The following is a 1,692-nucleotide window of genomic DNA, read 5'->3' on the forward strand; positions in this document are numbered from 1 at the left end:
AATAATTTTACGATAACTCCATAGTGTTGACGGCATGTAATCGGTTCCGTTCAACCGCGGGTTCATTGTTCGTTCTTCGAACGCAACGAAGCATTCATGTAAAAGCAGTAAATTGAGCCTCGAAATAAATACTAACTGCAGTACAGCTTATTACTGTCTGCTAATACTTTAATGATATGAGTACTCAAATTACTACTAGTCCAAAAGTATATATTGGTTTGGATATACACAAGAAAACATGGACAGTTTCAATCCAGACCGATTTGTTTTTTCATAAAACTTATTTGATGCCTTCAAAATCTTCCGATTTAGAGGAATATGTAAATAAAAATTTTCACAATCATGAAGTGTATTTGGTTTATGAAGCAGGTTGTTGCGGATTTTCCGTAGCGCGATATTTCTTGAATTTAGCTTGGAATGTCTTAGTAGTCAATCCAGCTGACGTGAAAACAGGAAATAAAGAACGTTATCAAAAAACAGATGCTCTAGACGCTAAAAATTTATCCAACCAGTTAAAATCTGGCACTTTAAAAGGAATCAATATTCCTACCGAAGCCGAAGATCAGTTTACAAGTTTGGCACGACATAGAACGCAGGTTACCAAAAAATTGAGGGCTACTAAATTGCAAATCAAAAGTTTGTTATTATTTCACGGAATAGGTATTCCAGAAGAATATGACAATTCTAATTGGCCTAATGGATTTATAGAATGGTTAGAAAAGCTCAACTTTAGCACTATTTGTGGTGATTTAGCTTTGCAAGGAAAAATCAGAATGTTAAAATTTATTAAATCAGAATATTTAGAAATTGCCAATCAGATGCGAGCTTATTGTCGTAAAGAGCACAAAGAAGATTACAATTTATTGAAGAGTATTCCTGGTATTGGCGGCTTTTTAGCTTCTGTTATCATAGCTGAATGTGGCGATTTGAGACGTTTTAATACTGAAGGACAATTTGCTAGTTTTATTGGTATTGTTCCTGGAATGCACGACAGTGGCGGTAGCGAAAAATGTTTAGGAATTACCCCTCGAAGTAGAAGTCAATTAAGAAGTTATCTGATTGAAGCCGCTTGGATTGCAGTACGAAAAGATCTTGAGATGCAACAGTATTATAGAAAACATCAGGGTAAAAATGTAAAAAACATAATTATAAAAGTAGCTCATAAAATGACTAGAAGAATACTATCGGTAGTTAAGACCCAAACTCCTTGTCAAATTAACAAAAATATGATTCTAGAAAAACAAGAAGTTTAAAATTAGAAATTAGAGTAGCGAAAGATCAAAATAACTTTCTTAAAGTTCTCACAATGAAATAAGAAAAAATAGACTGCAAAGCTAGGGTGGTAGCCATACGCAAAAGCATGGGCTACATACGAAGCAGGCAGCTATTTTTGTTATTCTTACAACCAGACCGATGCTGGTGGCTATTGATTTAGACCACAAATAGGAGCCTGAGATTTAAGAATTTAAATGAATAATTATGGAATAAAAGAGTAGTAAAATTAATCGTGGCATTATTGAAAAAGTCAGAATAACTTTTTCTGTCCAAAGCCTACGGCGGACAAAAAGTTGTTTCCAACTTTTCCAACAAGCCGATGGAATGGCATTTTTTACTCGAAAAATATCAACATATCGCTCACTTTAAAAAGTTTTTAATAACTTTAATTGCTTTACATAGGAACCCTAGCTGTTA

1 protein-coding gene is annotated in these 1,692 nt (G+C 33.9%); it reads left to right on the forward strand.

Annotated elements, in window-relative coordinates:
- Window positions 1–176: 176 nt before the first annotated feature.
- Window positions 177–1,253, forward strand: a complete 1,077-nt coding sequence (locus BUA99_RS14700; RefSeq protein WP_072994040.1) for an IS110 family RNA-guided transposase — start codon at window positions 177–179, stop codon at window positions 1,251–1,253.
- Window positions 1,254–1,692: the final 439 nt, after the last annotated feature.

Source organism: Flavobacterium segetis, from assembly GCF_900129575.1.
Classification (GTDB): domain Bacteria; phylum Bacteroidota; class Bacteroidia; order Flavobacteriales; family Flavobacteriaceae; genus Flavobacterium; species Flavobacterium segetis.

Coding starts and splice junctions, on each gene's coding strand:
- BUA99_RS14700 (WP_072994040.1), top strand. CDS start 177: ATGAGTACTCAAATTACTACTAGTCCAAAAGTATATATTGGTTTGGAT.